Below are 24,835 nucleotides of genomic sequence, written 5' to 3' on the forward strand. Positions count from 1 at the left end.
GCAAATCAGCGTTTGGCTTCGCCGCCAAGCGCTTCAATCAGATTACTTATCAGCGCCGCCAGTTCGCTGGTCATCAGAATAAAATCGGCATCGAAACGCTGCGCGAAATCATCCCGGTCGATGTCATCATTCTGCTCGCGCAGCGTGTCCGAAAATTTCAGCCGTTTCAGCGAACCGTCGTCTGACAGTACCAGTTGAAGACGCTCCTGCCAGTCCAACGCCAGCTTGGTGACCAGTTTGCCCGCTTCTATATGCGCCGTAATCTCGTCGCTAACCAGATCCTGCTTTTTACAGCGGATCACGCCGCCATCTTCCAGAATGGCTTTCAACTCGGCCTCATCTTGTAAGGCAAAACCCGCCGGGGGTTCGCCGGAACGCACCCATTCTGTTAACGTGAGCTCTATCGGGTTTTCCATCGTCAGCGGCACGACGGGCAGCGAGCCCAGCGTTTTACGTAACAGCGCCAGCGTATCTTCGGCTTTTTTGGCGCTGGCCGCATCTACCATGATCAAATTATTTACCGTATCAATCCATAGCCAGATCTGGCTGAACCGGCTGAAAGCACGCGGCAGGAGGCTATGCAGGACTTCGTCTTTCAACGCGTCTTTCTCGGTCTTTTTCAGTTTACGGTGCTGCTCCGCTTCCAGACGCTCGATTTTGGCTTGCAGAGTTTGTTTGATGACGGGAGAAGGCAGGATTTTCTCTTCTTTGCGGGCGCAGATAACAATCTGTCCATTAACCGCATGAGTCAACGCATCACTGCGGGAACCCATTGGCGATACCCAACCGGTTTTCATCATGTCCTGACTGCCACAAGGGGTAAAAGCGAAACTGCTGAGCTGTTTTTCCAGTTTATCCCCCGACAACGCATACTCTTTGGACAAAACAGCGTCCCGGCTTAAGCGGTAAATCATTAAATTTTTAAACCACAGCATGGTGTTATCCCTGACTGGGCGCGCAGGTCTGCACGCGGGTTTATTGATGCAGCGCGCATGATAACGAATTCGGCGGGCGAATGTAGAATAAAATAAGATTATTCAGAGCAGGCGTACGGCGCTGAAATGTAAAGGGGCAGAGGCGGCGCCAGCGGTATACGCGCATGCGTCTCGCAGTGCCGCGGCGAGTGAACTAGACGGCAAATTCAGGGGCCAGACGGCTGACGCCTAAACCGTTGACTTTTTCTACTTTGATTTGCACCGGAATTCGCTCTTTCATCGCCTCTACGTGGCTGATGACGCCAATCGTCTTACCGGATGCATTGAGGTTATCTAGCGCATCCAGCGCGGTATCGAGAGTTTCTGCATCCAATGTGCCGAAGCCCTCGTCCAGAAAGAGCGAATCGATACGGGTTTTATTGCTCACCAGATCGGAAAGCGCCAGCGCCAGCGCCAGGCTGACCAAAAAGCTTTCGCCGCCGGACAGCGTGCGGGTATCCCTGATCGAATCGGCCTGCCAGGTATCCACCACCTGAAGCTCCAGTTCTTCGCTGGTTTTGCGCTGTAGCAGATAACGCCCGTGCAGCCGGGAAAGCTGCTGATTGGCCAGATACACCAGATGATCCAGCGTCAGACCTTGTGCAAAGCGCCGAAATTTATCCCCTTTCTGGGAGCCAATCAGGTCGTTGAGACAGCTCCAGTCGTCATAGTGCTGCTGGCTTTGCGCGATTTCGGCTAACAACGCCTGTCGGTTTTGGCGATGTCGACGATCGTCATTAAGCCGTTGGCTGATTTCGCCCTGCTGCTGATGATTTATTTTCAGTTTCTCGTGATGCCCGGATAACGCTTGTTCAAGGGTGTGCGGGGTGGCGTCTTCTTCGAGGGTGTCAGGCCGCTGCCGTTGGTGGGCGAGCAGTTGCTGTTCCGCCTGGCGATACAGGGCAATCGCCTGTTGTAACGCCTGAGACAGTGTTTCTTTCAACGCTTGTAATTCATGGCGTTCTTGTTCATCAAGTAGTGCATTGTTGAAGGCCGCCTCATCGGGGAAGCGACTTTGCTGAAGGGCATGAGCAAAGTCCCGTTCGGCCTGTTGGGTCAACTCGGCAACGCGGGTTTGCCGCTGCTGGACGCCGCCCAGTTCGCCGGCCATACGGCTGAGAGCTGATTCCGTCTGTTGGCGCTGCTGCTGTACTTGCTGACAGGCCTGTTCGAATTGCTGGCTGAGTTGGCGAAGGTGGGTGCTGACTTCCGCCGTCTTCTGGTGGCCAAAAAGCTCCCGGCGCTGTTGCCGGCGGGCCTTCAGTTCGTTGTGTTGCAGCGCCTGTTGCTGCGTTAATGTCTGCAACTGTTGCGTCGTTTCCTCAAGCGACTGCGTCAGATGCGAGTATTCCGCCTCCAGCGCCGTCAGTTGATTGGTATGTTGCTGTAACCCCTGTTCGCTGTTTCTCCAGCATCGCCATTCTTCCGCTCGCTGCGTCAGCCAGGTTGACTGTTCCTCCCTATCCGGCAGAGACAGGGCGAACGCCTTTAGCGTGTTTTCCAGCGACTGCCGATGTTGAGTTTGCTGTGCCTGTTGCTGCTGGAGCGACTGTTGTAGCTCGACCTGCGCATTTTTCAGCGTGTGCTGTTGCTGATGATTCAGGGCGATCGCCTGCCGGGTGTTTTGCAACGCGGTATTCGCTTCGGTCAGTGAATCCTTACTTTCCTGCCACTGCTTTTGTGCCTGTTCCCGAGCCAGGATCTGTTGTTGAATCCGTTGTTCCTGCGCTTCGCTTTGCGCCAGCCAGTCAGTCACTTCAGCAGATTGCTCGGGAATAAACGCCATTTGCAAGCGCTCACTGACATTTTGCCACTGTTGCAGCAGCGTCTGATGTTCATCATCAAGCCGGGATGCGTCATCCAACTGCTGTTGAAGCTGCTGATTTAATGAGGCGAGGTGCGCGTCGCTACGCGCCAGCTCGTTTTCCAACTGACTGACTTCCTGGCGCAGTTGAAGCAGACGCCGCTCGGTTTCTGACGGTTGCAGCGCCTGATAACGCGCAATGGCAGGATGATGGGTTGAGCCGCACAGCGGACAGGCTTCACCTGGCTGCAAGCGCTCCCGCTCGGCTTCCAGTTGAACGATGTGTAATTCCATCTGATAGTTTTTTTCCAGATCGTCCAGATGTGCGTGAAGCTGTTCCCACACAGTTTTTTGCTGTTTCTGCTCGATCTCCTGCTGCTGGATGCGCTCCCGCAGATGTTCTTGCTGATTCTCCCCCTGTTGCTGGCGGAGATTCAACTGTTGAAACAGCGCGAGCGCGGTGGCCAGTTGCTGACGCGCTGGGCGGAGCGCAATGGACTGGCCAAGCTGCCGATGCAGTTCGGTGATGGGTCGCCCGGCTTCCTGAGATGCCAGCGCCTGTTGATATTGTGTGAACTGATGTTGCGCCTGATCGACCGCCTGTTGCTGCGCTGCCTGCCGCGTGGTAAGCGCCGCGGCGTTCAGCGCCAACCGTTCCTCCTGTTCTGCAAAGGCGGACTGTTTCTGAAGCAGGCTGGCAATCTCATCCTGAAACTGATTATGACGTTGAAATTGCGTGTCCCACAGGGGGAGTTTCTCTCCCCAGTGTTGATGATGGGCGTGTCGCTGTTGGTAGCGCTTGAGCTGCTCAATCTGCTGTTGGGTCGACTGGCGTTGCTGCGCGGTCTGAGCCAGCGTTAGCTGCGTCGCTTTTTGGCGCGCTGCGGCCTGCTCCCATTCCTGCCCCTGCTTCTCCGCTTGCTGTTGCAGCGTGTTGATCTGGTGATCCAGCGGAATCACTTGCTCGTTGATCAGCGTTTCCTGCTGCTGGCGCTTATCCGTATGTTGGCGCAATGTCTGGACGGCGTGATCTTCCTGCCTACGTAGCGCGGTAAGCGTGGTGGTTTGGGCTTGATGCTGTTCCTTCAGGTGGGCAATCTGCTGCGACAGTTCAGCGGATTCCCGCTGGTAGCGATTTCTCTCCTGCTGACGCGGGCGGAGTTTTTCCGCCGGTTCGCTTTGCGCCAGTCTTTCAAATTTCGACTGGGCCTGAAAAATGGTGGTTTCAGCCGCGGCATGCTGCGTTTTGGCCGTGGCGAGAGAGGATTGGCGTTGTGCCAATTGTTCAAACCAGCGCTGATGAGTCAGCGCTTGCTCACGTTCCGCGTTAACGGCTTGCTCCTGTTGGCGTAGCAAAGCAAGCTTGTCCTCTAGTTCCTGGCGCTGCTCATCATCCAGCAGTTCAATGCCGGCGGCGTTGGCTTGCAACGCATCCAGCGCGCTTCTGGCCTGTTTGTGCTTATCATAAACACGCTCGGAAATCAGGCCGTAAATGTCTGTCCCGGTCAGTTCTTCCAGCAGTTCTGCCCGTTCGTTCGGACGGGCATTGAGAAAGGCGGCGAACTGCCCCTGCGACAGCATCATGGAACGGGTGAAACGGCCAAAATCCAGACCGGTGATCTCAGCGGTCAGCGTCAGTTTTTCCGTTAGTTTTTCACACAGGATCTTGCCGTTTTCCATCAGGGACAGTTCGGCTTTCGGGGGTTGCAGCTTGCCCTCCGCCGCATTTCTGGCGCGTCGCTGGCTCCAGAAAGCGCGGTAGCCGATGCCTTTGACCTCGAACTCCACTTCAGCCAGACATTCCGCTGTGCCGCGCGTCATGATTTCATTATTGCCGGCGGAGATGCTTTCGAGTCGAGGCGTTTCGTGATAAAGCGCCAGACAAATGGCGTCCAGCAGCGTGGTTTTTCCCGCGCCGGTCGGACCGGTAATGGCAAACAAACCGTTGCTGGAGAACGGCGGCTGAGTGAAGTCGATTTTCCATTCACCTTTCAGGGCATTAAGATTTTTTAACCGCAGGCTGAGTATTTTCATTCGGCGCGTTCACCCTGTTCCAATTCATCAACCACTTGTTCAAATAGCGCTCGTACCCGCTGTTGGCGGGGTTCCTCCAGATCGGTGGCAATCGCCAGGCGACGCTCAAAAACGTCGTGTACGGTTAGCTCATCCAACGTTTCTTTTTCCTGTCGGGCGATGGCCTGCCGATGCTGCTCGCGGTTGCGGCGCAGCAGCAAAACCTCGACGGGCAAATCCTCGGTCAGCGCCTGAATGCGTTTTTGTATATCGCTCAGGTAATCCTGTGTGGTGATTTCAATATCCAGCCATACCGGTTTTTCCCCTTGATAATCGCTGAAGGCGGCGAGCTGGCGTTCTATGTCCGCCAGACTGCCCTTAATGAGTTGCATAGGCTGGGTTATCGGCACAGGAAAGGCGTCGATGACCGGCGGCGTCTCTGGCGCGAATGTCACCAGATAAACGGATTTCTCACTGCCCAACTCATCAAAACTTAAAGGAATCGGGGAGCCGCTGTAGCGAATATGGGCGCTTTGCGTCAGCCGCTGCGGACGATGAATGTGGCCAAGGGCGATATAGTCGGCGGGGGGAAAGGCCTGAGCCGGAAATGCGTCTAATGTGCCGATGTAAATATCCCGCACCGAGTCGGAGGCGGTGACGCCAACGGTAGTCAGATGCCCGGTTGCGATGATGGGAAGGGATAATCCCAGCGCGTCGCGCTTCTGACAGGCCAGTCGGTAACACTGTTCATAGTGTGCGGCGATGGCGTTCAGCAAGGTCTGCTGCTTTTCCTCACCGGATTGTCCCGCCTGGCTGGTCATCAGATCTCGCGGCCGTAAAAACGGGATGGCGCAGAGGATAGCGCCTGGCTGACGTTGACGGTTTTCAAGCACGACCACCTGTTTGCCGGGATCGCCGTCAGTACTGGCGATGACCCGCGTATTCAGGCAGGCCAGCAAATCCCGTGATTCGTTCAAGGTGGCGACGGAGTCATGATTGCCGCCCAGCACGACGAGCTGGCAGCCTGTTCGTTGTAGTTCGACAACGAAACGGTAATACATTTCCCGGGCGTAGCTGGGCGGCGAGCCGTTATCAAAGATATCTCCTGCTATTATCACTGCATCCACCTGATGCTGCCCGACCAGCGCGATCAGCCAGTGCAGGAAAGCCTGATGCTCGGCCGCGCGGCTTTTGGTATAAAAATACTGCCCCAGGTGCCAGTCGGCGGTATGGATAATACGCATGAAACTCCCAGAATGGCTGTCATTGCAATGCCAGTGATTATAAACAGCCACGGCGACGGCTGTCGTCACGAAAACCCTTTTTTGGAAAGCCGCTCGTAAACTTGCTGTGGGGTGGGCGGTTATGGCGGGGCGTTGCTGCGCAACGCTGAAAAACGCGCCAGGCGTTTTTTTACTCGCCCCATCCTTGGGGCTCGCCCTTGGGTCGTTGCTGCGCAACGCTGAAAAACGCGCCAGGCGTTTTTTTCATAAAAACGTCACAAAACTGACGCATAATGCTCGGCGTATGCTAACAGCGACGATGACTAACGACAGGATTAACAATGGCAAGACGCATATTGGTCGTAGAAGATGAAGCACCTATTCGTGAAATGGTATGCTTCGTTTTGGAGCAGAATGGTTATCAGCCGGTCGAAGCTGAAGATTATGACAACGCGGTGAAAATGCTCTCGGAACCTTTTCCAGAGCTGGTACTGCTGGACTGGATGCTGCCCGGCGGTTCCGGTCTGCAATTCATTAAGCATATGAAGCGGGAAGCGCTTACCCGCGAAATCCCCGTCATGATGCTGACCGCGCGTGGCGAGGAGGAAGATCGGGTTCGAGGGCTTGAAGTCGGTGCGGATGATTACATTACCAAACCGTTTTCGCCCAAAGAGCTGGTGGCGCGCATCAAGGCCGTGATGCGGCGAATTTCGCCGATGGCGGTGGAAGATGTGATTGAAATGCGCGGGTTAAGTCTCGATCCCTCCTCTCATCGTGTCACTACAGAAGAGCATGCGCTGGATATGGGGCCGACGGAGTTTAAGCTGCTGCACTTCTTTATGACGCACCCGGAACGGGTCTATAGCCGGGAACAGTTGCTGAATCACGTTTGGGGCACTAACGTATATGTTGAAGATCGTACCGTTGATGTTCACATCCGCCGGTTGCGCAAAGCGTTGGAAACCAGCGGCCATGAAAAAATGGTACAGACTGTCCGTGGAACGGGGTATCGTTTTTCAACACGTTATTAAAGGTAGTTGTGCCGGAGAAACACTAAGGTGCTAGAACGTCTATCGTGGAAAAGGCTGGCATTGGAGCTGGCTTTTTTTTGCTTACCCGCTTTTTTGCTGGGACTGATTTTTGGCTATTTGTCCTGGTTTTTACTGGCCGCTGTTTTGGCTGCCCTATGTTGGAGTTTTTACAATCAACTCAAACTTTCTTACTGGCTTTGGGTCGATCGCAGTATGACCCCGCCACCCGGCCGCGGTAGCTGGGAACCGTTGTTTTACGGCCTTTATCAGATGCAATTACGTAATCGCCGACGCCGACGTGAGCTGGCGCTGTTGATTAAGCGCTTTCGCAGTGGAGCCGAGTCTTTGCCGGATGCGGTGGTCATCACCACGGAAGAAGGGACTATCTTTTGGTGCAACCATCTGGCGCAGCATCTGCTTAATTTCCGCTGGCCGGAAGATAACGGCCAAAATATCCTCAACCTGCTGCGATACCCTGAATTTGCCCACTATCTGAAAGGGCGTGATTTCAGCAAACCGCTGACTCTGCAACTGAACAATTCCCATCATGTTGAATTTCGCGTAATGCCTTATTCAGAAGGGCAGTTACTGATGGTGGCGCGTGATATTACGCAGATGCATCAGCTTGAAGGGGCGAGGCGTAATTTTTTTGCCAACGTCAGCCATGAATTACGCACTCCGCTGACGGTGTTGCAGGGCTATCTTGAGATGATGCAGGACGAAACGCTGGAGCACGCGCTGCGCAACAAAGCGCTGAACACCATGCAGGAGCAGACGCGGCGTATGGATGGGCTGGTGAAACAACTTCTGACGCTCTCGCGAATTGAGGCCGCCGCCGCGATAGATTTGAATGAGAAAGTCGATGTGCCGCTGATGCTGCGCGTGTTGCAGCGTGAAGCGCAAGCCCTGAGTCATAATCGCCATGAGATGGTGTTCCGTGTGAACGAAAGCCTTCATGTCTTCGGTAACGAAGAGCAGTTGCGTAGTGCGGTCTCGAATTTGGTTTATAACGCGGTCAGCCATACTCCGGCTGGCACGCGCATCGAAGTGTGTTGGCAGAAGATCCCGCAGGGGGCGCAGTTTCAGGTCAGCGATAATGGACCGGGTATCGCGCCTGAGCATCTGCCGCGGCTGACCGAGCGCTTTTATCGCGTCGACAAGGCGCGTTCACGACAGACGGGCGGCAGCGGGCTGGGATTGGCAATTGTGAAACATGCGCTCAGTCACCATGATTCCCGGCTGGAAATCATAAGTGAAGTAGGTTTAGGTTCCCGGTTTGTATTTACCCTGCCGAACAGGTTGATTGTGCCGGCTTCTCTGGCTGAAAATACCGTGAAACCTTCTGCCTGATTGAATAGCCAGATTCGTCCTTGACGTTTTTGGCTATCGTTAAAAAAATGGGATATTTGGGGGCTTCGGCGCAAGACGTCGCGGCGGGAATTTCGTCATTGTGTTCAAACATTAAGTGAACGGCATCAATCCATGAAATCCGTTATCACCGCCGCGGGTATTTTTTTATGGCGGGCTATCCATGTCCGCCGCCCTTACAGGCCGTTGCACACAACGTTAAAAAACGTTTTCTGCGTTTTTTTATTGCTGGTGAGCCTTTTCTGTGTAGCGCAGCCGCGCCAAATGCTTTCGGGTAATCTTTCCAGCGCGGGTTCGGATACGTTGGCTAACCTGATGTCTTTATGGGCCGCCGGCTTCAGTCAGCACTATCCCGGCGTGAACTTGCAGATTCAGGCGGCGGGGTCCTCTTCCGCCCCGATCTTGCTGGCCTCCGGCAGCGCCCAACTGGGGCCAATGAGCCGCACCATGAAAGCCAGTGAAATTGATGCATTTATCCAGCGCTACGGCTACCCGCCGCTGGCCGTGCCGGTGGCGATGGATGCGCTGGTGTTGCTGGTCAATCAGGATAATCCCTTGCCGGGGCTGAACTCGTCGCAGCTTGATGCCATTTTCTCAATTACTCAGCGCTGCGGTGGTCATAAGCCTATCGCCAACTGGGGTGATTTGGGATTAACTGGCGGTTGGCAAACGCGAGCGTTGCTGCGTTACGGGCGGAACTCCGCCTCCGGGACATACGGATTTTTTAAGCAACGGGCGCTGTGCGGCGGTGATTTTCTGCCTCAGGTTAATGAACTTCCCGGCTCGGCGTCGGTGGTTCAGGCTATAGCGGCCTCGACGGACGCGATTGGGTATGCCAGCATCGGTTTTCTTACCAGCGGAGTGAGAATTGTGCCGCTGGCCTCGACGGGGACGGATTATATTTTCCCTTCCACCGCGAACATCCGCAGCGGACTCTATCCTTACACGCGTTATCTTTATATTTATGTCAATAAGGCGCCGGGGCAACCGCTGGAGGCGCTGACCGCGGCATTTCTGGATCATGTGTTATCGGAAACGGGGCAATCTTTGGTCAGTCAGGATGGCTATTTACCATTGTCTGAAGAGACGCGCCAATCGATCCGGCTTCAGCTTGGTTTGAGTAAACCTCAAATGTCCGCTTTCACGCATTGAGACAGGCTGATGAACATAAAAATGATTTTTTTTCATGTGATGTGAAAAATCTTCCATTGCTATGTTCCACCTTGCATGACAGGATGTTTTTACATTTAGACGTCTAGAAGTCTGATTTGTCTTCGGCGTAACGATATCATCATGTCACTATTTTATAATAAAACTCTCTGTCCGCCGCCCTTTGTGGCGCTTGGATGGATTGCCAGGAGCGATATATGGCTATAACACGTCCCCCATTCCGTGCTGATGTAGTCGGCAGTTTACTGCGCCCGGAAGCGGTGAAGCAGGCTCGTATTCAGTATCAGTCTGGCGAGATTGATGCTTCACAACTGCGTGAAGTCGAAGATCGGGAGATCCTGCGGGTGGTTGAGTTACAGCGTAAGGCCGGCCTTCAGGTGGTCACTGACGGTGAGCTTCGCCGCGCCTGGTGGCATTTTGATTTCTTCGCCGAGTTGAATGGCGTGGAACGCTATCAAGCGGAGCAGGGAATTCAGTTTAACGGTATCCAGACCAAATCCCACTCAATACGCGTGATTGATAAAGTCAGCTTTAATCCACGGCACCCGATGCTGGATCATTTCCGTTATCTGAACCGTATTGCAGGCGACGCGGTCGCCAAAGTGACCATCCCCAGCCCCAGCGTGATGCATTTCCGCGGCGGTCGCAAAGCCATTGATAGTCATGTTTACCCCGATCTGGCCGAGTATTTTGAGGATCTGGCGCAGACCTGGCATGATGCGATTCATGCGTTTTATGATGCGGGTTGCCGCTATCTGCAACTGGACGACACGGTCTGGGCTTACCTGTGTTCTGAGGATCAGAAACGCCAGATCCGCGAACGGGGAGAAGACCCTGAACAATTGGCCCGCATTTATGCCGAGGTGTTGAATAAAGCGCTGGCGCATAGACCCGACGATCTGGTGGTGGGACTGCATGTCTGCCGTGGGAATTTCCGCTCTACCTGGATTTCGGAAGGAGGCTATGAGCCTGTGGCCGAAATACTGTTTGGTGAAGTAAAAGTGGATGCATTCTTCCTGGAATATGACACCGAGCGCGCGGGTGGTTTTGAACCGCTGCGTTTCATCAAGCCGGGCCACCAGCAGGTGGTGCTGGGGTTGATTACCAGCAAAACGGGTGAGCTGGAAAGCGTGGAAGCGGTACAGGCACGTATCGCCGAAGCAGCGAAGTTTGTGGATATCAAACAGATTTGCCTCAGCCCGCAGTGCGGCTTCGCATCGACCGAAGAGGGGAACACGCTGACGGAACAGCAGCAGTGGGATAAACTGAAACTGGTGGTAGATATTGCCAGTCGCGTATGGTGATTGCCACTAACGGCTAACCCCGCTGTTTTCAGACGGGGCGTACTACCTGCCGACCCTGGTACTGGCTCTCCGGCACCGGGGTTTGTTCTATTCTGCATACTTTTTCCCGCCTAATGAAACTGTCAGGCATCTCAGCCGCAATCGAGTCGCGAATACGGTTTTCTGTGAAATAAGTATTATTTATGGCTTTACTGCGCACTTTTAATCATTTTGTGACAGGATTATGGCGTTATAACGCCGATAAATGCACAAATCATGTATTATGTTATTCAAGATCATTAACCTTATATACCAGATATAATCTGTTATTTAGTTTAAAGTTCTGGTTTTTTGATTTGGTATTGTCTTTTTACGCTATAAACGTTTTACTTAGCCCCCCGATTTAGCTGTGCGCATAAATATAACGCCTAACCTGCGGATTGACCGTGCGACTAACGGCTCCAATGGGCAGATAAAGATGCGGCCAGCAGCGCAGCTACTCTTTTTTATCGATTGATACAGGCAACGCAACATCACTATGAGTCATCGTTTAACGACCAAAGATATCGTGGCATTGGGTTTTATGACCTTTGCCCTGTTTGTCGGCGCGGGCAATATTATTTTCCCGCCGATCGTGGGATTACAGGCAGGCGAACATGTCTGGATCGCCGCCGCGGGTTTTCTTCTCACCGCTGTGGGACTACCGGTACTGACCGTGATCGCGCTGGCGCGTGTCGGCGGCGGTATTGATGCGCTAAGTTCACCTATCGGTAAAAAAGCGGGTATTGCGCTGGCCACGGTCTGTTATCTGGCGGTAGGACCGTTGTTTGCTACGCCGCGTACGGCAACGGTTTCCTTTGAAGTCGGGATTGCGCCGCTGGTCGGCAATGGCGCTTCGCCGCTGATGATCTATAGCCTGATTTACTTTGCGATCGTCATCGGTATTTCTTTGTATCCGGGGCGGCTGCTTGACTCGGTCGGGCATGTGCTGGCGCCGCTGAAAATTGCCGGGCTGACGGTACTGGGCCTTGCCGCAGTGCTGTGGCCTGCCGGATCGTCTGTTCCGGCGTTCGAAGCGTATCAGTATCAGCCTTTTTCCCATGGTTTTGTGAACGGTTATCTCACCATGGATACCCTGGGGGCAATGGTGTTCGGCATTGTCATTGTCAATGCGGCGCGTTCGCGCGGTGTTGAAAGCTCGAAGCTGCTTACCCGCTATACCGTGTGGGCCGGCCTGATTGCGGGGCTCGGCCTGGCGCTGGTGTACCTCAGCCTGTTCCAGTTAGGTTCAACCAGCGGTGCGCTGGTGCCGGACGCGCAAAATGGCGCGGAAATTTTGCATGCGTATGTTCAGCACACCTCCGGCAGTATGGGCAGCAGCTTTCTGGCGCTGTTGATCTTCGTCGCCTGTATGGTGACGGCGGTGGGGCTGACCTGCGCCTGCGCGGAGTTTTTCTCGCAATACCTGCCATTCTCTTACCGTACACTGGTATTCATGCTGGGCGGATTTTCCATGGTGGTCTCCAATCTGGGCTTAAGCCATTTGATCCAATTGTCGGTTCCGGTACTGACGGCGATCTATCCGCCTTGTATCATTCTGGTTTTGCTGAGTTTTACGCTGCGCTGGTGGCGTAACAGTTCGCTTATTGTGGCGCCGGTCATGTTAGTCAGTCTGTTATTCGGCATTATTGATGGTATAAAATCCTCCTCCTTCAAAACGCTGTTGCCAGAATGGAGCCTGAACTTGCCCCTTAGCGAACAAGGGTTGGCATGGTTACCGCCATCCATGCTGGTGTTGCTGGTTATCGCGACTTATGACCGTCTCTCAGGCCGTCAGGAAGTCACGGTACATCAATAACAGGGACGTTTTGATTGTGTACCACAGGCCATTGCCTGTGGTTTTTCTTTTTTAGACAGGGTTGCTTATCTATGGAACAACAATCCACTAAGCTCAAGCGTGGGTTAAGTACGCGGCATATTCGTTTTATCGCGTTGGGCTCGGCGATTGGCACCGGGCTTTTTTATGGCTCAGCCAGCGCTATCCAGATGGCGGGGCCCAGCGTGTTGCTGGCTTACCTGATCGGCGGGGTAGTGGCTTATATTATCATGCGCGCGCTGGGAGAAATGTCGGTTAATAACCCGCAGTCGAGCTCTTTCTCGCGCTATGCGCAGGACTATCTTGGCCCGTTGGCGGGGTATATTACCGGCTGGACCTACTGTTTTGAGATGCTGATTGTCGCCATTGCGGATGTGACCGCCTTCGGCATTTATATGGGCGTGTGGTTTCCGGCGGTGCCCCACTGGGTGTGGGTGCTGAGCGTAGTGCTGATCATCGGCGCGATCAATCTGATGAACGTGAAAGTCTTTGGGGAATTGGAGTTCTGGCTCTCTTTCTTCAAGGTCGCCACCATTATCATCATGATCGTGGCCGGTATCGGCATCATCGTCTGGGGGATTGGCAATGGCGGAGAGCCCACCGGTATTCATAATCTCTGGACCAATGGCGGCTTCTTCAGCAACGGGGTGATGGGGATGATCCTCTCCTTGCAATTGGTGATGTTCGCTTACGGCGGGGTGGAAATTATCGGGATTACGGCGGGTGAGGCGCAGGAACCGAAAAAATCCATTCCACGCGCGATCAACTCGGTGCCGTGGCGTATTCTGGTTTTTTATGTCGGTACGCTGTTTGTCATTATGTCGATTTATCCGTGGGATCAGGTTGGCATCAACGGCAGTCCTTTTGTGCTCACGTTCCAGCACATGGGCATTACCACCGCGGCCGGTATCCTGAATTTCGTTGTTATCACCGCTTCGCTTTCCGCGATCAATAGCGACGTTTTTGGTGTGGGGCGTATGCTGCACGGGATGGCTGAGCAAGGGCACGCACCGAAAATGTTTACCCGTATCTCGAAGCACGGCATCCCCTGGGTGACGGTGGTGATTATGATGCTGGCGCTGTTGGTGGCCGTATACCTTAACTACATCATGCCGGGCAAAGTGTTTCTGGTGATTGCGTCGCTGGCGACGTTCGCCACCGTCTGGGTATGGATTATGATCCTGTTCTCCCAGATTGCTTTTCGCCGCGGGCTGAAGCGTGAGGAGGTGGACGCGCTGGCGTTCCCGCTGCGCGGCGGGGTGGCGACCTCGGTATTCGGCATCATTTTCCTGCTGTTTATTATCGGTCTGATTGGTTACTTCCCGGACACGCGCGTTTCACTTTATGTCGGTGTCATCTGGATGGTATTGCTGCTGATTGGCTACATGATTAAGAAGAAATGTCAGCGGCAGTGAGGTGAGAATCCAGTGATGGCGGGCTGTGCGGGGATAAGGGCGCATGAGCGTCTTATCCCCGCATGCTTCTTCTCCGGCGTTTTTTCAACGGGCCGAAATCACCTGCTGCGCCAAAGCCTGCATATCATATCCGGTTGGTGTCTGATGAACGCGCAAATCGAATTCCGGCATGACGGCAAAGATATGGTCGAAGATGTCCGCCTGTATACTTTCGTATTCCACCCAGGCGGTGGAATTGGTAAAGGCGTAAATTTCCAGCGGTAAGCCTTCCGGCGTGGGCGCCAACTGACGCACCATCAGCGTCATACCCTGGTGGATACCCGCGTGCGCCCGCAGATACGCCTGAAGATAAGCGCGGAAGGTCCCCAGATTGGTCAGCCGGCGGCCGTTGAGCGGAGAGGAGAGGTCAAGATCCAACAGTGCATTATGCTGCCTTAATTCATTCGTCTTGTTCTCGATATACGGAGAGAGGAGCTTGCTACGCAGCAGTCGTCCTTGCTCTTGCTCGGTCATAAAATGGACGCTGGTAGTATCAATATTGACGCTGCGCTTGATGCGCCGTCCCCCTGATTCCGACATGGCCCGCCAGTTTTTGAAAGAGTCCGATATCAGGGCGTAGGTGGGGATGGTGGTGATGGTATTGTCCCAGTTTTTGACTTTAACCGTTGTTAATCCGATGTCGATTACCGCGCCATCCGCACCGTATTTCGGCATCTCAAGCCAATCGCCCAGCAACAGCATGTTGTTGGCTGAGAGCTGGATACCGGCTACCAATCCCATAATCGGGTCTTTGAAAACCAGCATCAGGACCGCGGTCATCGCTCCCAGACCGCTGATCAGAATTAACGGCGATTTTCCTATCAGCAATGACACCACCATGATGCCAATCACGATGGTTGCGATCAGCTTCAGACTCTGAAATATTCCCCGCAGAGGCAGTTGGGTGGCGACTTTGGAACGGGATGAAACGGTCAGCAGGATATCAAGGAGCGAGAATAACACCAGCAACGCTAAAATCATGATCCAGACCTGCGAGCAGATCACCAGCGCTTCACGGGTTTCACTCTGTGACGGCAGCCACAGCACCACCTGAATATTGAGAATAATGCCCTGTAGCAGAAAGGCCAGGCGATTAAACAGATTATGTTGCGTTAAAGCCTGCTTCCAACCGGGTGTGCCGACGTTGTCGGTTTTGTTTAATGAGCGCAATACCATTCTTTTTAACACCACCTGATGAAGAATCAGGTGAATGAGGGCTGAAATCAGCAATATCAGCCCCAGAACAATCAGTAGCGCAAACATGCCTGCGTGCTGTATTCCCTGGGTTTCCAGCCACAGCGCAAGGTTTTGTTGCATGTGTTCTCCTTTGTTATTCCAGTGAACCGCTCCCGGATTAAGGGCGCGTCGCCATCAGGCTAAAGAATTGTCACGTTCAGTCAACCTTTTGCTTCGGAACGGTTTGTTTTATGACAAGGAAAAAAAGAACCGATCGGCGTTAACCAACCGGCTCTTGCTGATGTTCTCTGAATCAGTACGCGGGGGGAATTACAATCTATCTGCGTGTTCAGACAGGTATTTTGCTACGCCGTCTGGCGACGCGCCGATACCGGATTTCCCTTTTTCCCACTGTGCGGGGCACACTTCGCCGTGTTCTTCGTGGAATTGCAGCGCATCAACGGTACGCAGCATTTCATCAATGTTACGGCCCAGCGGCAGATCGTTAACGACCTGGTGGCGTACGATTCCCGCTTTATCAACCAGGAAAGAACCACGCAGCGCAACCCCCGCTTCCGGGTGTTCGATACCGTAGGCTTTCTGAATTTCTCGCTTAACATCGGCAACCATGGCGTATTTCACTTCGCCAATGCCGCCTTTGTCCACGGGGGTTTTACGCCATGCGTTATGAACGAATTCAGAGTCGAAAGAAACACCGACAACCTCAACGCCGCGCTTTTGAAATTCCTCATAACGGTGATCGAAGGCAATCAGTTCCGACGGACAAACGAAAGTGAAATCCATCGGCCAGAAGAAGATCACCGCCGGTTTACCGCTGATGTGTTTTTTTAGGTTGAAATTTTCAACGATTTCACCACTGCCTAAAACGGCGGCCGCGGTGAAGTCAGGGGCTTGACGAGTTACCAGGACCATAATTACTCCTGTGATTGGTTGTTAATGATGAATGAATGTTAAAAACGGAGACAGCATACAAATACTGTTTGGCTGAGTACGGCTGAAGCGCCAGGCAATGAGATAGTTTTTGTCTTTTAAATAATTCCTATTCCATTTCGACACCCTAAAATACCCCTTTCCTTTGAAAGGGCAAATAGCAATAACCTATGCGTAAAGCTTATAGCCGCTGTGTTTTTGCCAATTGCATCATGCGTGGATAAAATTCCCAGAATAAAATTTCAAACTGGCGATAGTGCCGCTCTATATCGTTAAATGAGCCGGATAGGGCCGCCAGACGGGGGCGTCTTACCGACATTTGGTGCAGCACGTCGGCGATAAACGGCAATTCCGCGTAGCGTTCCATCCATCGTTCAGGCCAAAGGTGTCGATTCAGATTCTGAAAACGAAGGGGGGTTTGCGCCAGATGGGGCATAATTTGCGCTTGTACCTGGTCGATGAACAAAGGCAGAGAAACGCCATGCTCCAGCAGTGCCCAGTGTTTTGCCAAAAAGTGATCCCACAGCACATCAAGCGTAATCGGCGCGACCCGGCGGTAATCACCGCTGAAATACTGACGAGCCTGTTTCACTTCCGGCAGGCTATCGGTCAGAACGTCAATCCGTCGATGTAAGCGAATCCCCGCGACGATATCGTCGGCATAACTATCCTGAGGATTGCCGCGAACGAAATCGGCCATCAGATTGCCTAACAGTGAACTGTCAGACAGCGTGGCCAAATGGAGGTGAGCAAGAAAATTCATCGCGACAGTATAATGCATTACGCTGCTCTGGTGCTTATTTCTTGCAGCCGGACGTTTGCGGCTCTAGACTAGGCCGCCCATTTTTGTTGTATGAAACAGCTAAGTGAATTGTCATGCGCGTTGCCGATTTTTCGTTTGAACTCCCCGAATCACTGATTGCCCATTATCCACAGGCCCAGCGCAGCGGTTGCCGCCTGTTGTCGCTGGATGGGCCGACGGGAAATCTGACGCACGGCATATTTACCGACTTATTGAATAAGCTTGATGCCGGCGATCTGCTGGTCTTCAATAATACGCGGGTAATCCCCGCCCGGTTGTTTGGTCGTAAAGTCAGCGGCGGTAAGCTGGAAGTGTTGGTTGAGCGCGTACTGGACGCGCATCGCGTGCTAGCGCATGTGCGGGCGTCAAAAGCGCCTAAACCCGGCGCGGAACTGTTGCTGGGCGATGATGAAAGCGTCAGGGCAACGATGGCTGCTCGTCACGACACGCTGTTTGAGCTGCATTTTGACGATCCCCGCGAGGTATTGTCGATTCTGAATGATATCGGCCATATCCCGTTGCCTCCTTATATTGACCGTCCAGATGAAGATGCCGATCGTGAATGCTATCAGACCGTTTACAGCCAGCGGCCGGGAGCGGTAGCGGCGCCAACGGCGGGATTGCATTTCGATGAGTCCCTGTTGGCCGCGTTACGTGAAAAAGGCGTGGAGATGGCCTTTGTTACGCTGCATGTCGGAGCGGGAACATTTCAGCCTGTGCGCGTTGAGACAATCGAAGATCATGTGATGCATGCCGAATATGCCGAAGTCGCGCAGGAGGTGGTCGATGCGGTGCTGGCCTGTAAAGCGCGCGGAAATCGGGTGGTCGCGGTGGGGACGACATCGGTCCGCGCTCTGGAAAGCGCCGCACAGGTTAGTCAGGATGCGTTGATTGCTCCCTTTTTTGGCGATACCCGCATTTTTATCTATCCCGGCTACCGCTACCAGGTGATCGACGTGCTGATCACCAACTTTCATCTGCCCGAATCGACATTAATCATGCTGGTGTCGGCATTTGCCGGGTATCGGCACACCATGTCCGCCTATCAGCAGGCAGTGCAAGAACAATATCGGTTTTTCAGCTATGGTGACGCGATGTTCATTACGCGTAACCCGATGGCTGAACGGGAAGCGGTGGCGTAATTTCAGTATGTGGACGGGAACGCTTAAGCATGGGGTTTGCCCGCCGCAGACCAGGTTCTGCCAGGCGATTCGGCACTATTAGATTCGGCACTATTAATAGTAATAGCAACATCAGACGGTTTTCTGATGCTGGAGGCTAAGTGAAGTACGAGTTACAGAAAAAAGATGGCCGGGCCCGGCGCGGTAGATTGATTTTCGAACGCGGTGTGGTGGAAACTCCGGCGTTTATGCCCGTGGGGACCTACGGCACGGTCAAAGGCATGACGCCGGAAGAGGTCAGAGACACCGGCGCGCAGATTCTGCTCGGCAATACCTTCCACCTGTGGCTGCGCCCAGGCCAGGAAATCATGAAGTTGCACGGTGATTTGCATGGTTTCATGCAGTGGCATGGACCGATTCTCACCGACTCCGGCGGTTTTCAGGTTTTCAGTCTGGGGGATATCCGCAAGATCACGGAGGAAGGGGTTCATTTCCGTAATCCCATCAATGGCGATTCAATTTTCCTCAGCCCGGAAAAATCGATGGAGATTCAGTACGATCTCGGCTCTGATATTGTCATGATTTTTGATGAATGCACGCCTTATCCCGCAGAGCGGGATTATGCGAAGCGCTCAATGGAGATGTCCTTGCGTTGGGCGCAACGCAGTCGCCAGCGTTTTAACGAATTGAATAATAAGAACGCATTATTCGGTATTGTTCAGGGAAGTGTTTACGAAGATTTACGTGACGTATCGGTAAAAGGGCTGGTAGACATTGGTTTTGATGGGTACGCTGTGGGCGGTTTGGCAGTCGGTGAGCCGAAAGAGGACATGCACCGTATTCTGGAACATGTCTGCCCGCAGATACCGGAAGACAAGCCGCGTTATCTGATGGGCGTCGGCAAGCCGGAAGATTTGGTGGAAGGCGTCCGTCGCGGTATTGATATGTTTGACTGTGTCATGCCGACGCGAAATGCGCGTAACGGCCATTTGTTTGTCACTGACGGCGTAGTGAAAATCCGTAATGCGAAGCATAAGGATGATGTCAGCCCGCTTGATGAACACTGTGATTGCTACACGTGTCGCAATTATAGCCGCGCTTACTTGCATCATCTTGACCGTTGCAACGAAATACTCGGCGCACGGCTCAATACCATTCATAATTTGCGTTACTATCAGCGTTTAATGGCGGGTTTACGTCAGGCCATTGAAGAGAGTAAATTAGAACGTTTTGTGGTTGATTTTTACCGACGGATAGGCAAACCCGTTCCGCCGCTGACTGAAAAAGGCGTTGCGCCAAGCCACTGACGGTCAGCTTTAATATGGGTTCAGAATTATTCACGTTTGTCGTGTTGATAACTTATCTTTTTGATAACGAAGAGGAAATTTAAATGAGTCTTTTTATCTCCGATGCTGTAGCAGCGACTGGCGCTCCGGCTCAGGGAAGCCCGTACTCTCTGGTGATTATGCTGGCCGTTTTTGGTCTGATTTTCTATTTTATGATCCTGCGTCCACAGCAAAAACGCGCCAAGGAACATAAAAAGTTAATGGATTCCATCAGCAAGGGAGATGAAGTCTTAACCACCGGCGGTCTGGTTGGCCGTGTGACCAAAGTCTCTGAAACCGGCTACATTGCCATTGCGTTGAACGACACCAATGAAGTGGTTATCAAACGTGATTTCGTGGCCGCCGTACTGCCGAAGGGCACGATTAAAGCCCTGTAATTTTCGATTTTCCCGAAGGGAACTGCCGTGTTAAACCGTTATCCTTTGTGGAAGTACCTGATGCTGATCGTAGCTTTGACTATCGGTCTGCTCTATGCGCTTCCTAACCTCTATGGTGAGGATCCGGCGGTACAAGTTACTGGCGCGCGGGGAACCGCCGCCAGCGAAACGACGCTGATCCAAGTCCAGAATGTCTTAAAAGAACAACATATCACCAGTAAGTCGATTGCATTGGAAAATGGTGCGATTCTGGCTCGCTTCTCTAACCCGGATATTCAGGTCCGTGCGCGTGAAGCCCTCCTGAATGAGCTGGGTGACAAGTTTGTTGTGGCGCTTAACCTGGCCCCGGCAACCCCTACGTGGTTACGTGTGTTGGGCGCGGAGCCGATGAAGCTCGGTCTTGACCTGCGCGGCGGCGTTCACTTCCTGATGGAAGTGGATATGGACACGGCGTTGGGCAAACTGCAAGAACAGACCATGGATTCTTTGCGCAGCGATCTGCGTGAGAAAAACATTCCTTACGCTGCCGTACGTAAAACCGACAACTATAGTGTCGAAATCCGTTTCCGCGATGGGCAAACGCGTGATGAAGGCATCAGCTATCTGACGAGTCGTCACCGTGATTTGGTTATCAGCGCCAGCGGCGGCAATCTGCTGCGCGCGGTGATGAGTGACGAGCGCCTGCGTGAAGCGCGTGAATATGCGGTTCAGCAGAACATCAATATCCTGCGTAACCGTGTAAATCAGCTCGGCGTCGCCGAACCGCTGGTTCAGCGGCAAGGGGCCGACCGTATTGTCGTCGAGTTGCCGGGTATTCAGGATACCGCTCGCGCCAAAGAAATTCTGGGCGCGACGGCGACGCTGGAATTCCGTCTGGTGAACAGCGATGCCGATGCGACCGCGGCTGCTAATGGTCGTGTTCCGGGTGATTCTGAAGTGAAAAATATGCGTGACGGCTCGCCGGTTGTGCTGTTTAAGCGGGTCATCCTCACCGGCGATCACATCACTGATTCCACATCCAGCAATGACGAATACAATCGTCCGCAGGTGAATATTTCACTGGACAGCGCGGGTGGCAACGCCATGTCCAACTTCACCAAAGACAGTATCGGCAAGCTGATGGCGACGCTGTTCGTCGAATACAAAGACAGCGGTAAGAAAGATGCCAACGGGCGTTCGATTTTGGAAAAACAGGAAGAAGTGATCAATGTGGCGACGATTCAGTCACGCTTGGGAAACAGCTTCCGTATTACCGGTATTGATAACCCGAATGAAGCTCGCCAGCTCGCATTGTTATTGCGCGCCGGGGCGCTGATTGCGCCGATCCAGATTGTGGAAGAACGTACCATCGGGCCGACGCTGGGAATGCAAAACATCACTCAGGGTCTGGAAGCCTGCCTGTGGGGGCTGATCGCGTCCATCGTCTTTATGGTGGTTTACTACCGTAAATTCGGGGTGATTGCGACAACCGCGCTAATCGCCAACCTGGTGATGATCGTGGGGATCATGTCGCTGTTGCCGGGGGCGACGTTAACCATGCCGGGCATTGCCGGTATTGTGCTGACGCTGGCGGTTGCCGTTGATGCGAACGTATTGATAAACGAGCGTATCAAAGAAGAGCTGAAAAACGGACGTTCAGTCCAACAGGCGATTCATGAAGGCTATAAAGGCGCGTTCTCCAGTATCGTGGATGCCAACCTGACAACCTTGATTACTGCCGTGATCCTTTACGCTGTGGGGACGGGGTCGATCAAAGGCTTTGCCATCACGACGGCAATCGGGGTCGCAACCTCGATGTTTACGGCGATCGTCGGTACTCGTGCCATCGTTAACCTGCTTTACGGCGGCAAACGCATTAACAAGTTGTCTATCTGAGGAGTGCGTTGTGGCACAGGATTATACTGTTGAACAACTAAACTACGGACGCCGGGTCTATGACTTTATGCGTTGGGACAACGTCGCGTTCCTGATTTCAGGTTCGTTGTTGATCCTCTCGCTGATTGTGATGGGCGTACGCGGCTTTAACTGGGGATTGGACTTCACCGGCGGTACGGTGATTGAAATCGGCCTTGAAAAGGCCGCCGATCTGGATCTGATCCGTGATTCTCTGGAGAAGGCGGGATTTAGCGATCCGCTGATCCAGAATTTCGGCAGCAGCCGGGATGTGATGGTGCGTATGCCACCAAGCGTCGGCACATCCGGTCAGGAACTGGGTGGCCGTGTTGTGGGCATCATCAATCAGGGGACGGAACAAAACGCGACGGTAAAACGTATTGAGTTTGTTGGTCCCAGCGTGGGGAGCGATCTGGCACAGGCTGGCGGTATGGCTCTGCTGAGCGCGCTGATCTGTATCCTGATCTATGTCGGGTTCCGCTTTGAGTGGCGCCTGGCGCTGGGGGCGGTCATCGCGTTGGCGCATGACGTGATTATCACCATGGGCGTGTTGTCGCTTTTCAAAATAGAGATTGACCTGACTATCGTCGCCTCATTGATGTCGGTGATTGGTTACTCGCTGAACGACAGCATCGTGGTTTCTGACCGTATTCGTGAGAACTTCCGTAAAATCCGCCGTGGTACGCCTTATGAGATCATGAATATCTCACTGACGCAGACGCTGAGCCGTACAATAATGACATCCGCAACCACGCTGGTTGTGGTGCTGATGCTGTATATCTTTGGCGGTGCGATGCTTGAGGGGTTCTCGTTGGCGATGTTGATTGGGGTGTCAATCGGTACGGTGTCTTCCATCTATGTCGCGTCCGCTCTGGCTTTGAAACTGGGTATGAAACGCGAGCATTTGCTGATACAGAAGGTCGAGAAAGAGGGGGCGGATCAGCCTTCGATTCTGCCTTAATCAGTCGAATGCCAGGTAAACCCCGCGATGCGCTGAGGGATCCCCACAAAATCAGCGCTAATAAACCAACACTATACTCCGGTAGGCTTTGGCGAGGTGCTCAAGAACGGTGCTCAGCACCGTTCGTCTTAACATTAGCGGAGAGTGTCGCAGGACATTCTCCGCTAACGTCAGGTACGAAATGACCCGCCGCGATTTCAGACTGTTGGCCTGATATCTAAGATGTAATCCCTTATTTTCAGCATCATAGCCCAAAAGCCATAGGACTGCTGTTGCCAGCGTCGCCAGCAGACTCAGCACCAATAGGCGTCCTGCCGTACCACTATGGCTGGCACGCAGACCAAAACCAAATCGCTCACTTTTCTCGTCACGAAAATTCTGCTCAATCTGCATTCTGCGGCTGTAAAGTTTCATCACTTCACGTGGCTTAAATTCGTTTGTGCTGCTGAAAATAAGCCAGGGCTCTTTGGCCGCTGAACGTCCGTCGCGCTCCTGAGATTTACGCTCAATACGGCAGCGGGCATGGCGATGCTTTCTGCCCTTCGCCTCTTTTTTATGCAGGTAAAAATGACCGTCACAGCGGGAATACTTTGCACGGGCGAATGTACCCGTCCCGAGGTATTCCGGTTTATTACTGGCCTTCAGTTCCTGTCTTCTGAACCAGTTCTCCCCTTTTCTGTCCAGACGCAGCAGCGTATTTCCCCGCACCCGCCCAATAAAATCCCAACCCAGTGATTTGATATGGCGAAACCAGGCATTCTGAAACCCGGCATCAGTGACAATAATGACTTTTTTATCAGATGACACGGCGTTGCTGAGCGCATCCAGAAATGCTTTTTGAACATGAGGGTTCTGCTGTTTATCCGAAGGGACAACCTGACTCATCAGGGGTATGGAACGCCCATCACAAATCAGGCTTGCGCGCAGAACATGGAATGCCTGTGAAGGGTAGCCGCTCCAGTCAACAGCGATTACACACCATGAAAGTCGCTGCGTCAGTAGTGAGGTAATATTCCTGAATATCAGAGGGATATCGCTATGAAGCTCGATATTACCCAGCAGACGGTCAGTCCGTTTAATCTTGTGTTTTACCTGTGCTGTCCCGGGAAGATATCGTCCAATACTGGTCAGGGTGAGGGATGCGCCACGCGTTAAAGCAGCGGTAGCGTCGAGAAGGGCATTCTGTCGATATTTGTGAAACGGGGCTAAAGCGTCCCGGAAAAAGTTCTGGCATACTTGGCGAGCAGGCATAGAAGTGATCTCATTGAATTGGTTGCACAATCAGTAGATCACAAAACTCTATGCCTGTCTTTTTTTACCCGCCCATTACTGGGGATTCCTCAGCGCGATGCGGGGTTTTTTTTATAGCGATTGAAAGCACTTACGATGTTTTTACCCATCCCGGTTCCCGGGCGTCATAGGATTATCGAATTAAGGGGCTTCGGTCACGGGAGGTTGCGCAGAGACTTCTTCCAAGTGGTGCAAGCGAATAAATCCTAACTGTTCTGGTGACAATCCGCTAAGACGTAGTTCAATGGCTGCTGCGGCCTTTGGCAACAGCGTTGGCGTTACGGTAAATGACTGGGTCTGCGAATCGCGGGTTAACGGTTTTCCACTAACGGGATCGATCTGACCCCAGTCAAGCTGCGCGCTGAAAGCAGGGAGCCTGGATGAGTCGATGGTTCGGATATGCAGTAATGCACGCGTTCCGTTGGCTTCGGTTTCGATATGGCTGAGCGATACGCTGAGCTTGCCGATGTCGCTTTGTAACATGGCATGGCTTTGCGCGGTGGGAAGAAGGTATACACCGGAAATTGACTGTGCGTTCAGTGCATTCTGCTGCTCCAGCGCCGTGGCCTGGCTGGTGAGGGTTTGCAACTGTTGATTTAACTGTTTCAACTGATTTTGTAACGTTGGCATTTGACGTTGTTGCGCACAACCTGTGAGGATAAATAACGCGGCTAAGATAGCGAGCATGCGGTATCGGGTTCTCATTTCTGCCGTTCCCCTTT

Annotated in this window: 19 protein-coding genes; 11 read left to right on the forward strand and 8 right to left on the reverse strand. The window is 53.1% G+C overall.

Annotated features, from left to right (window positions below):
• Positions 1-5: 5 nt before the first annotated feature.
• From rdgC to sbcD, 3 genes are all read right to left on the reverse strand, one after another.
• The gene (gene rdgC, locus EH207_RS04490) at positions 6-935 is read right to left on the reverse strand and encodes a recombination-associated protein RdgC (protein ID WP_137712905.1); all 930 of its coding nucleotides are present in this window, start codon (positions 933-935) and stop codon (positions 6-8) included.
• Between the two features lie 193 nt (positions 936-1,128).
• On the reverse strand, positions 1,129-4,812 hold the full coding sequence (locus EH207_RS04495; protein WP_137712906.1) for an AAA family ATPase: 3,684 nt from the start codon (positions 4,810-4,812) through the stop codon (positions 1,129-1,131).
• Positions 4,809-6,035, reverse strand: coding sequence for an exonuclease subunit SbcD (gene sbcD / locus EH207_RS04500; RefSeq protein WP_137712907.1), 1,227 nt, complete (start codon positions 6,033-6,035; stop codon positions 4,809-4,811). The genes EH207_RS04495 and sbcD overlap by 4 nt, the downstream gene beginning before the upstream one ends.
• Positions 6,036-6,355: 320 nt before the next feature.
• On the opposite strand from sbcD, the gene phoB reads away from it, so the two are divergent.
• The 6 genes from phoB (at position 6,356) to proY (ending at position 14,157) form a co-directional block, all read left to right on the forward strand.
• Positions 6,356-7,045: a phosphate response regulator transcription factor PhoB gene (gene phoB, locus EH207_RS04505; RefSeq protein WP_137712908.1), complete on the forward strand. Its 690-nt coding sequence runs from the start codon at positions 6,356-6,358 to the stop codon at positions 7,043-7,045.
• Between the two features lie 27 nt (positions 7,046-7,072).
• Positions 7,073-8,395 (forward strand): phosphate regulon sensor histidine kinase PhoR, encoded by a 1,323-nt coding sequence (phoR, locus tag EH207_RS04510; protein ID WP_137712909.1) that lies wholly within the window; start codon positions 7,073-7,075, stop codon positions 8,393-8,395.
• A 282-nt stretch (positions 8,396-8,677) separates the two neighbouring features.
• A complete protein-coding gene (locus EH207_RS04515; RefSeq protein ID WP_377805044.1) occupies positions 8,678-9,565 on the forward strand; it encodes a PstS family phosphate ABC transporter substrate-binding protein in 888 nt (295 codons plus the stop codon).
• 215 nt (positions 9,566-9,780) lie between these two features.
• Complete coding sequence (locus EH207_RS04520) at positions 9,781-10,887, forward strand: cobalamin-independent methionine synthase II family protein (protein ID WP_137712911.1); 1,107 nt, start codon at positions 9,781-9,783, stop codon at positions 10,885-10,887.
• A gap of 517 nt (positions 10,888-11,404) precedes the next feature.
• The gene (gene brnQ, locus EH207_RS04525) at positions 11,405-12,724 is read left to right on the forward strand and encodes a branched-chain amino acid transport system II carrier protein (RefSeq protein ID WP_137712912.1); all 1,320 of its coding nucleotides are present in this window, start codon (positions 11,405-11,407) and stop codon (positions 12,722-12,724) included.
• Between the two features lie 71 nt (positions 12,725-12,795).
• Positions 12,796-14,157 (forward strand): proline-specific permease ProY, encoded by a 1,362-nt coding sequence (gene proY / locus EH207_RS04530; protein ID WP_137712913.1) that lies wholly within the window; start codon positions 12,796-12,798, stop codon positions 14,155-14,157.
• Between the two features lie 84 nt (positions 14,158-14,241).
• Here the strand turns inward: proY and EH207_RS04535 are convergent, their stop codons facing one another.
• From EH207_RS04535 to EH207_RS04545, 3 genes are all read right to left on the reverse strand, one after another.
• Positions 14,242-15,513, reverse strand: a complete 1,272-nt coding sequence (locus EH207_RS04535; protein WP_137712914.1) for a mechanosensitive ion channel family protein — start codon at positions 15,511-15,513, stop codon at positions 14,242-14,244.
• A 189-nt stretch (positions 15,514-15,702) separates the two neighbouring features.
• Positions 15,703-16,305 carry a peroxiredoxin C gene (locus tag EH207_RS04540; protein WP_137712915.1) on the reverse strand — a complete coding sequence of 201 codons (603 nt, stop codon included), beginning with the start codon at positions 16,303-16,305 and terminating at the stop codon, positions 15,703-15,705.
• A 199-nt stretch (positions 16,306-16,504) separates the two neighbouring features.
• Complete coding sequence (locus EH207_RS04545; RefSeq protein WP_137715263.1) at positions 16,505-17,086, reverse strand: acyl carrier protein phosphodiesterase; 582 nt, start codon at positions 17,084-17,086, stop codon at positions 16,505-16,507.
• A 113-nt stretch (positions 17,087-17,199) separates the two neighbouring features.
• Here EH207_RS04545 and queA point away from each other — a divergent pair, with 113 nt between their 5' ends.
• The 5 genes from queA to secF all read left to right on the forward strand — a co-directional run bounded on the left by queA (position 17,200) and on the right by secF (position 22,823).
• Positions 17,200-18,267 (forward strand): tRNA preQ1(34) S-adenosylmethionine ribosyltransferase-isomerase QueA, encoded by a 1,068-nt coding sequence (queA, locus tag EH207_RS04550; RefSeq protein ID WP_137712916.1) that lies wholly within the window; start codon positions 17,200-17,202, stop codon positions 18,265-18,267.
• 140 nt (positions 18,268-18,407) lie between these two features.
• A complete protein-coding gene (gene tgt / locus EH207_RS04555; RefSeq protein ID WP_137712917.1) occupies positions 18,408-19,553 on the forward strand; it encodes a tRNA guanosine(34) transglycosylase Tgt in 1,146 nt (381 codons plus the stop codon).
• 83 nt (positions 19,554-19,636) lie between these two features.
• On the forward strand, positions 19,637-19,969 hold the full coding sequence (gene yajC, locus EH207_RS04560; RefSeq protein ID WP_048635837.1) for a preprotein translocase subunit YajC: 333 nt from the start codon (positions 19,637-19,639) through the stop codon (positions 19,967-19,969).
• A 27-nt stretch (positions 19,970-19,996) separates the two neighbouring features.
• On the forward strand, positions 19,997-21,844 hold the full coding sequence (secD, locus tag EH207_RS04565; RefSeq protein WP_137712918.1) for a protein translocase subunit SecD: 1,848 nt from the start codon (positions 19,997-19,999) through the stop codon (positions 21,842-21,844).
• 10 nt (positions 21,845-21,854) lie between these two features.
• Entirely contained in the window at positions 21,855-22,823 is a 969-nt protein-coding gene (secF, locus tag EH207_RS04570) for a protein translocase subunit SecF (protein WP_137712919.1), read from the forward strand.
• Between the two features lie 57 nt (positions 22,824-22,880).
• Here secF and EH207_RS04575 read toward each other — a convergent pair whose 3' ends face one another.
• Both EH207_RS04575 and EH207_RS04580 read right to left on the reverse strand, forming a co-directional pair.
• Entirely contained in the window at positions 22,881-24,074 is a 1,194-nt protein-coding gene (locus tag EH207_RS04575; protein WP_137712904.1) for an IS4 family transposase, read from the reverse strand.
• Positions 24,075-24,254: 180 nt separating this feature from the next.
• Entirely contained in the window at positions 24,255-24,818 is a 564-nt protein-coding gene (locus tag EH207_RS04580; protein WP_137712920.1) for a SadB/YajI family lipoprotein, read from the reverse strand.
• Positions 24,819-24,835 lie beyond the last annotated feature (17 nt).

The sequence above is a fragment of the Brenneria rubrifaciens genome (genome assembly GCF_005484945.1).
Lineage (GTDB): Bacteria > Pseudomonadota > Gammaproteobacteria > Enterobacterales > Enterobacteriaceae > Brenneria > Brenneria rubrifaciens.

What these genes read in the sequence shown, in the direction of transcription:
- rdgC (WP_137712905.1), bottom strand. Translation starts at nt 935, where the DNA reads ATGCTGTGGTTTAAAAATTTAATGATTTACCGCTTAAGCCGGGACGCT.
- EH207_RS04495 (WP_137712906.1), bottom strand. Translation starts at nt 4,812, where the DNA reads ATGAAAATACTCAGCCTGCGGTTAAAAAATCTTAATGCCCTGAAAGGT.
- sbcD (WP_137712907.1), bottom strand. Translation starts at nt 6,035, where the DNA reads ATGCGTATTATCCATACCGCCGACTGGCACCTGGGGCAGTATTTTTAT.
- phoB (WP_137712908.1), top strand. Translation starts at nt 6,356, where the DNA reads ATGGCAAGACGCATATTGGTCGTAGAAGATGAAGCACCTATTCGTGAA.
- EH207_RS04515 (WP_377805044.1), top strand. Translation starts at nt 8,678, where the DNA reads ATGCTTTCGGGTAATCTTTCCAGCGCGGGTTCGGATACGTTGGCTAAC.
- EH207_RS04520 (WP_137712911.1), top strand. Translation starts at nt 9,781, where the DNA reads ATGGCTATAACACGTCCCCCATTCCGTGCTGATGTAGTCGGCAGTTTA.
- brnQ (WP_137712912.1), top strand. Translation starts at nt 11,405, where the DNA reads ATGAGTCATCGTTTAACGACCAAAGATATCGTGGCATTGGGTTTTATG.
- proY (WP_137712913.1), top strand. Translation starts at nt 12,796, where the DNA reads ATGGAACAACAATCCACTAAGCTCAAGCGTGGGTTAAGTACGCGGCAT.
- EH207_RS04535 (WP_137712914.1), bottom strand. Translation starts at nt 15,513, where the DNA reads ATGCAACAAAACCTTGCGCTGTGGCTGGAAACCCAGGGAATACAGCAC.
- EH207_RS04540 (WP_137712915.1), bottom strand. Translation starts at nt 16,305, where the DNA reads ATGGTCCTGGTAACTCGTCAAGCCCCTGACTTCACCGCGGCCGCCGTT.
- EH207_RS04545 (WP_137715263.1), bottom strand. Translation starts at nt 17,086, where the DNA reads ATGAATTTTCTTGCTCACCTCCATTTGGCCACGCTGTCTGACAGTTCA.
- queA (WP_137712916.1), top strand. Translation starts at nt 17,200, where the DNA reads ATGCGCGTTGCCGATTTTTCGTTTGAACTCCCCGAATCACTGATTGCC.
- yajC (WP_048635837.1), top strand. Translation starts at nt 19,637, where the DNA reads ATGAGTCTTTTTATCTCCGATGCTGTAGCAGCGACTGGCGCTCCGGCT.
- EH207_RS04575 (WP_137712904.1), bottom strand. Translation starts at nt 24,074, where the DNA reads ATGCCTGCTCGCCAAGTATGCCAGAACTTTTTCCGGGACGCTTTAGCC.
- EH207_RS04580 (WP_137712920.1), bottom strand. Translation starts at nt 24,818, where the DNA reads ATGAGAACCCGATACCGCATGCTCGCTATCTTAGCCGCGTTATTTATC.